3 protein-coding genes are annotated in these 6922 nt (G+C 48.5%); 1 reads left to right on the top strand and 2 read right to left on the bottom strand.

Annotated features, from left to right (window positions below):
- The first annotated feature begins 309 nt into the window (after positions 1-309).
- Positions 310-2910 carry an autotransporter domain-containing protein gene (locus NNO02_RS22050; RefSeq protein WP_271450589.1) on the top strand — a complete coding sequence of 867 codons (2601 nt, stop codon included), beginning with the start codon at positions 310-312 and terminating at the stop codon, positions 2908-2910.
- 165 nt (positions 2911-3075) lie between these two features.
- On the opposite strand, the gene misL is transcribed toward NNO02_RS22050, so the two are convergent.
- Together misL and NNO02_RS22040 are read right to left on the bottom strand one after the other, a co-directional pair.
- Positions 3076-5856, bottom strand: a complete 2781-nt coding sequence (misL, locus tag NNO02_RS22045) for an intestinal colonization autotransporter adhesin MisL (protein ID WP_271455752.1) — start codon at positions 5854-5856, stop codon at positions 3076-3078.
- A 74-nt stretch (positions 5857-5930) separates the two neighbouring features.
- On the bottom strand, positions 5931-6548 hold the full coding sequence (locus NNO02_RS22040) for a helix-turn-helix transcriptional regulator (protein WP_271455751.1): 618 nt from the start codon (positions 6546-6548) through the stop codon (positions 5931-5933).
- Positions 6549-6922 lie beyond the last annotated feature (374 nt).

The following is a 6922-nucleotide window of genomic DNA, read 5'->3' as shown; positions in this document are numbered from 1 at the left end:
ATATAAACGGTATGTTTTTTGATCAAAAGAGTTATTTCTAATGCATTTTATAGTTACAGATAGTTTTGATTTATTTGCATGATGAATAATCTCTTTGCTGTTCAAAAAACAGCCACATCAATTTACCTCATCAATGTATATGGCTGAGAATTAAATTTAATTTGTTTGTTTTATGATGAACATCAATTAATTAAGGGTTAATACAATGTTTCAAATCGCATCGTTAAGACTATTCTCAATTCATACTCACTACGAGACTATCTCCTTTATCAATTTATTCATCAGAATAATTATCCTGGAGAGCTTCAAATGCGCCATAAGTCTCGTCGTACCTTGCTATCACAATGTATCATTTTATCCCTGACCTCTATTTCTGGTTATGCGTTAGCTGATTCGTCAATGGCCAGCAGTGGTAGTGATCCTGTGGTTAGTGGTTTGACTCAATATTCAACATCGGGTTATCACTATAACAGCGATACCACTGATGCAGTCATGACCGGAGGGCAAAGTAAGACTAATATTTACCTGACTGATAACTCCAGAAATAGCAACGGCCATCGGGGTGACAATGATACTCAATCATTGACAGTCAATGGTACGAATATGGACGGCTATTACATTCAGGCATATGATGGTGGAACAGCAAATATTACTCTAGAAAATGGTACGACTGCCGATATGATTGAGGCCGGTGGCCACGACGTCAGTACAAACGTTAATATTACCGTTGATAACTCAACATTAGCGGGTGAAAACAACGCCGACGATGCTAATTATATTAAGAACGATAAAAGCTACATGGGTGGCGCATCCATTTTCGCTGACTCTGGTTCAACTGAAGGCTCAAACGATATCGCGGTAGAAAACGGTAGCCAGCTGGGTGGTGCCATTTATAGCGTAACCGGGGGGAACAATACTATTGATGTCTCTGGTGGCAGTACCGTAAACGGTGCAATTTATGCGTTCAATAATACTACTTCTGGTCGCAACAACATTACGGTAGATGGCAGTACTGTTACTGTTGATGCAAACAATAGTACATTGCAGGGCTACTTCGAAGGTACTGCAGAGAATAACTATGCCGACAGCGTTTATGCAGGCAATAAAGACGCAGCAGAGATTAATGCGTCCCTTCAAGGACAGACCATTGCAATGGGTGTTTATGGGACACAGGCCTCCAATATTGCTCTAAATAATAGTACCGTAACCGGTTCTATTGCTGTTATTGGTGATAATTACTCCACAGCCTCCACAGCCCAGATCTCTCTGGATGGTAGCATCCTGAATGGCAGTATCAATTCCGCAGATGAAAACAGCACTACCGTTCAATTGAACGCTTCCACTGTAAACGGCAACATCACTACCGGCGCGGGTGATGATACGGTGACATTAACCAACAAATCGACAGTGACGGGTGATGTTGACGGTGGCGCAGGTACCGATACTCTTTCTATGGATGCTGACAGTTCTATTAACGGGACAATTAGCAATTTCGAAACCATCAATACTACAGACAACAACAATATCGATATTACTAGCACCGATAGCACCACCTGGAATATTCAGAATGGTTCTACATTACAGTCAGACACCACGGGCAGCAATGTACAGGTCAATATGACTTCTGACAGCCATGTTGATTTTGGTGAAGTTGACGGCACCAATGACAGCCTGACGGTGACCAGTATTGCTCCGTCCAGCGCAAGCCAGCAAGATGAGACGATTGCGACCTTCACGACCACCTCTGGTAACGCTGATAATCCTGACAGTGCCGTTGAAGCCCAGTTCAGCAATGGTAAACAGCAGGTCGAAAGCCGTAGCGGTGCGTACAACTACGACAACTCTCTGACTATTGAGCAAGCAGCACAGCTGAAGAGCGCCCGTCTTACCGCGCCTGCCGGAACGGCCTATAACGTCCAGCTCGACAGCTCTCGTGGGGAACTGGCCAGCGACGTACAGGGCGCGATTGCCGGTCTGGATGCTGCTAAACAAGCGGGCCGCATGGTGACCGACGACCTGGCTAACCGTCTGGATCAGGTACACCTGCAAAGCCTGTACGGCCACGTTGCAGACGGCGCGCAGATCTGGGGCGACTTCCTGTACCAGAATGGCGATTACAGCGATGACGTCGACTACAAAGACATCACCCAGGGCGTACAGGGCGGTGTTGACTGGACGTCTCGAATGGCAAACGGTGACAGCTTGACCGGAGGTATCGCGCTGGCCTGGACCCGCAGTCGCGACCAGAATAACAACGGCAGCTCAAACAGCTTTAACAATACCGTGTACGGCAACTACTACAGCGTATACGGCGGCTGGCAGCAGGCGTTGCACGACAACCTGTGGAGCATGTTCGTTGATGGTAGCTTCAGCTACGGCGATATGCGCTACAACATGTCTGCCAGCAACGTCAAAGATAACACCAGCGGCATGACCGAAGCGCTGAGCGGCTCTTCTGACGGCAACCTGTACACCACTCAGGTTCGTACTGGTGTGAACGTACTGCTACCGGGCGATACCGTCCTTCAGCCATATGCTACCCTGGGCTGGGATAAGGCCGATGAAAACAGCTTCTCCGATCAGGAAGTCACCTTCGGCGACAACCAGGTTTCCGAATGGAATACCAGCGTCGGTATGCGCGTTACGACAAAACTGGCCGACCTCAACAAAAACGTCGAGCTGTACCCATGGGTGGATGCCCGTTACCAGACTGAGTTCAGCGATAATACCGATATTACTGCAGCGGATTATCACAACAGCGACGGTAACAACATGTCGATGGGGATCTTCGGTGCTGGTATCAACACCACCATCGGTAAAGATTTCTCACTCAACACCGGAGTGTACTTCGGTACGGGTGATGTAGATAACGATGCCAGCGTTCAGGCCGGTATCAGTTACCACTTCTAATCTATCCAGGAGTTTATTGCTCCTTTCGGCGGATGAACGAGTAAGCGTGACTTACACGTTCACCTTGTGCCGGATGGCGCTTGCGCTTATCCGGCCTACAATTCGCGCAAAAAATAAAGCCGCCGATCGGTTAATCAGCGGCTTTTTCTTTTATCAGCAATGACGTCAGAAGTTATATTTCACACCCAGCATACCGCGGGTATCGCTGTAGCCTTTGTCACCAACCTGTTGGGCCACGTTGCTCCACACGTTGAGGCGCGGGGTGATTTGGCCTTCAACACCCACTTTCAGCTCACCAATGTTCCTGGTACCGCGCATCTCGCTGCTCACATCGTCCATTTTCACACTGGTCGTCTGCGTATTATGGATCCAATTGGCTTCCACGAACGGCTGGAACTCACGAGATTTACCGTCATCGATGGCGTTATGGCCGTTGATATAGGCCTTCACACCCAGACGGGTCATCAGGTTACCATTAGTATTGTCCTTCACGCGGGTACCGTTCGCTTCGCGGTGATTGTCGGCCTGCACGTCCATCCACACCACCTGCGCTTTTGGTTGCAGCCAGTAGCTATTGCGCTCACTTTCGCCCAGCTTGAAGCTATAACCGGCCTCGACCGAAGCGGTTATCCCGCTGGATTTATATTTCTCCGTCGCCTGCTCCTGGCCCATCACTTTGTTATCAAACCAGTTGTACAGCGCCCAGGTATCCACATAGGTACCTGACTTGTCTGCCTCATTGGCATACCAGGTGCCGTACAGTCCCACACTGTAGCCAGTAACCTGACCACGCGAATAGTAGCCGGTCAGGCTGGACTGCGTACGGCTCTGGCTGTTGGCATAACCGGCCATCGCGCCAATGTGCCAGCGATCAAGACCATCACTACTCCACTGTGCCAGGTCACCCCCCAACTGCATCACATAGCTGTTACTTTGGGTTTTTAGCTGCCCGCTACTCTCTTTGAAACGGGTATGCGCCCCAACGTTACGCAGCCACAAACTGGTGACTTTTTTCTCGCCCGTCAGCATGTCGGTGTACTGTGTTTCGCCCAGGCGATCGTGCAGTCGGGTCATAAACAGCGTGTTAGCGGCATAGTTGTTCGCCAGATAGCTACCCGCTTCCGGGCGGTACTGCTGCTCTGTAACAGGAGGTGCAACAGGTTCTTCCGGTTCAGGAATAATCGGGTCCACAGGATCGACCGGGTCTGGGTCAACAGGATCAGGGTCATGCGGATCGACGGGGTCCGGGTCTTCCGGCTCCGGCGGAGCAGGAATAAAACTGGTCAGATACCAGTTGTTACCCTTCTGCACCACGTTATAGTCGTATGCGCCAGCAACAATACGGCCCGCCTTCTCAAAGGTAGCGTCAGAATTGCCCGCAACGTCGATTATCTCAATACCTTCAACGGTTTGCGCCCCGGCCCCACCAATGTTGTTTACTGCCACAAAAGCATTGCCTGTGGTGTTGCCAAGCACCTTCAACTTATCGGTTTCAGAGGTATCGTCATTCAAAACTGTGTTGAAAACCAGCTTACCGCCGTTCCCGGTGAAATCTTCATTAATAGTAAGCGTCTGCCACGGCTCACCGTCAGCATGGCCAAAGTTCACGACTGCTCCACCGTTCAGCGTCAGGTCAGTAAGCGTTGAGCTGTTGGTCATGTTCCAGGTTGCATCGCTCATTTTAAGCGAAATCACGCCCGTCCCGGCAGTAGCGCTGGTGATGTATGACGCCCCACTCCACAACGAGTTATCGGTCATGTTGAGCTTAATGGTACTGTTTTGCTGTGGCAGGCTGCTCGTTGCGGCAGTCGCGCCGGCGGCGTGAATATCGCCGTCGATAAGAAAACGTCCACCAGCAGAACCATCCACAATGCCACCCGTTTCGGTGCTGATGGCATAGCTTTCGTTGCTGTTGTCGCCCGCCATGGTAATGGCGGCACCGCCTGCGAGGTTTATCGCGCCGCGTGAAGCTGCATACAGGCCGCGCGGGGCTTTGCTGTATGACGCGGCTTTCGCCGAATTGTTGACGTTGATTGTTGCATTTTCGCCGAGATTCACGGTCGCGTTGGTGGAATAGACCGCGTGTGCACTAACGCCGTTGACCGTAATCGTCGCGTTATTGCCCAGTTCCGTTTTCGACGATGAGGCGGCATAAATCCCAGTGGAGGAAGCACCCGACGTCTCGATGGTGGCGTCATTGCCAAGCAGGATCGAGGAACCGCTCTGCCCGGTGCGAAGACCTTCTGAACTGTCACCTGTCGTCACAATGTGTGCCCGGTCGCCGACCACAATGGTATTTTTGGCCTCCGTTACGTCTTTCATCGCGTTTGCTGTGATACCACGTCCCTGGGAACCGGTGGTTTGAATATACAGATCGTCGCCGACGTAAATGCTGGCCGAGCCTTTCCACCCCTGACTATAGGAGTTGTAACCGGCGTTAATACCGTCACCATCCTGACCGTCGACATAAATGCTGGTACGATCCCCGGTGATGATAAAGACCGGGTTATCCGGCGTATTGGCCCCGTGTGTGCGGATACCGTCAACTTCTTTACCATTATTGGCGGCATTCTTCGACTGCGTGCGAATCGTCAGGTCGTCACCGAAAATAACGCCCGGACTACCCGTTGTACTGTTCTGAATAACGGTAATAGAGTGCTCAAAAGCTTCAGCGCCGGGTCCATTAATCGTTAATCCATTGCCATAAACGGGAATAGTGCCCGCACTCCATTGATAAACATAATTCGGCATGGCGCTGGTTTTTGCGAAATTCGCATTTGCCTGAGCTGGGATTATAGCCTGCAATTCCGGGGGTAGACTGCTCACCAGCCCGCTAGAAGGAAGACTATCAACGTCAACCCAGGCGGCATGGGTTGAAAATATCATTGAGGCCAACGCGGCTGATACCGATATGGCAATACGTGAGTAATTCCTGGGGTTTAGCATAATAGCCTCCTGCTTTTGGGCGTAGAGCGTCCGTCACATCGCCATGATGTGAAAATAATAAAATGAAAATAGATTTATAAAATATTAGAAAGAATTTTATGAATACTTAGACCGAGCTTATCTTCAAGCCGAAGTTTATATACATATATTCTTTTAACATCTATATTGTCTATCTTGGTTATTTGCTGAATACTAATACCTGAAACAAATCGCTTGAGTAATATCATTTCCGTGTAGTTTAGTGAGCGTCCGCGTTTGCTATTGGCGAGATGGCCAGTGAACAGTCGGCGGATTTTCTGGTGCTGGACATCCTCATCATCGTCAGAATAAATAATACCTTGTATTTTATTACTTTTTGCAAGCCAGTAATTGGCTAGCGGCGTCAGGATCCTGTCAGATATCAGCACGATATGCATACCACTTTGCGTCAGGCGATCCACCCAGTGCGGATCAGCAAACAGGCGCAAATTCGGGAATGAAAAATCAATAAAAATAAACCCATGAGATAAATAGTTCTGATTATTAAGCAGGAGTTTTTCGATAATTCCTGTTTTCAGAAAACGATTTCCCTCTGGCCAGATTGCAAAGGCGGCACGGTGACAGTACTGTGCCCGTACCGCAGCATCCGGAAATAATTGACAGGATAATTCACAGCTTATGCAACGAACACTCTGTAGCGGTTTTATCTTCATCAACGATGACCCCTGCTATTTTTCCCTAAATATTTCATTGGTAAATAAATGTGTCAATCCAACACATTGTGAGTTCCATGTCAGTTAATAACAGTGAGTCGTTAGAAATGTTATAAACTCCTGAGGAGTAAATTAACATTGGCTATAAATAACATGATACAGCGTAGTATTCCGACGTTTTATATCGGATTATTCGCCAGTTCATTAGGATTTTTATGCATAAACCCGGACTATAGGATAAATCCGAATATAGCACTATTTGCTAAAATACAACCTTAATGAACGATACTTATTAATAACACAATTCTGATAACTCAATCACCCATGTGATGCTGGGGATAAATATAATTGTCATTCAGATAAAACTGTAATGA

Source organism: Citrobacter sp. Awk 2, from assembly GCF_028069815.1.
Classification (GTDB): Bacteria; Pseudomonadota; Gammaproteobacteria; order Enterobacterales; family Enterobacteriaceae; genus Citrobacter.
Note: the sequence above shows the minus strand (reverse complement) of the source record. Positions and strands in the feature narration are given on the sequence as shown.

What these genes read in the sequence shown, in the direction of transcription:
- misL (WP_271455752.1), bottom strand. Translation starts at nt 5,856, where the DNA reads ATGCTAAACCCCAGGAATTACTCACGTATTGCCATATCGGTATCAGCC.
- NNO02_RS22040 (WP_271455751.1), bottom strand. Translation starts at nt 6,548, where the DNA reads ATGAAGATAAAACCGCTACAGAGTGTTCGTTGCATAAGCTGTGAATTA.
- NNO02_RS22050 (WP_271450589.1), top strand. Translation starts at nt 310, where the DNA reads ATGCGCCATAAGTCTCGTCGTACCTTGCTATCACAATGTATCATTTTA.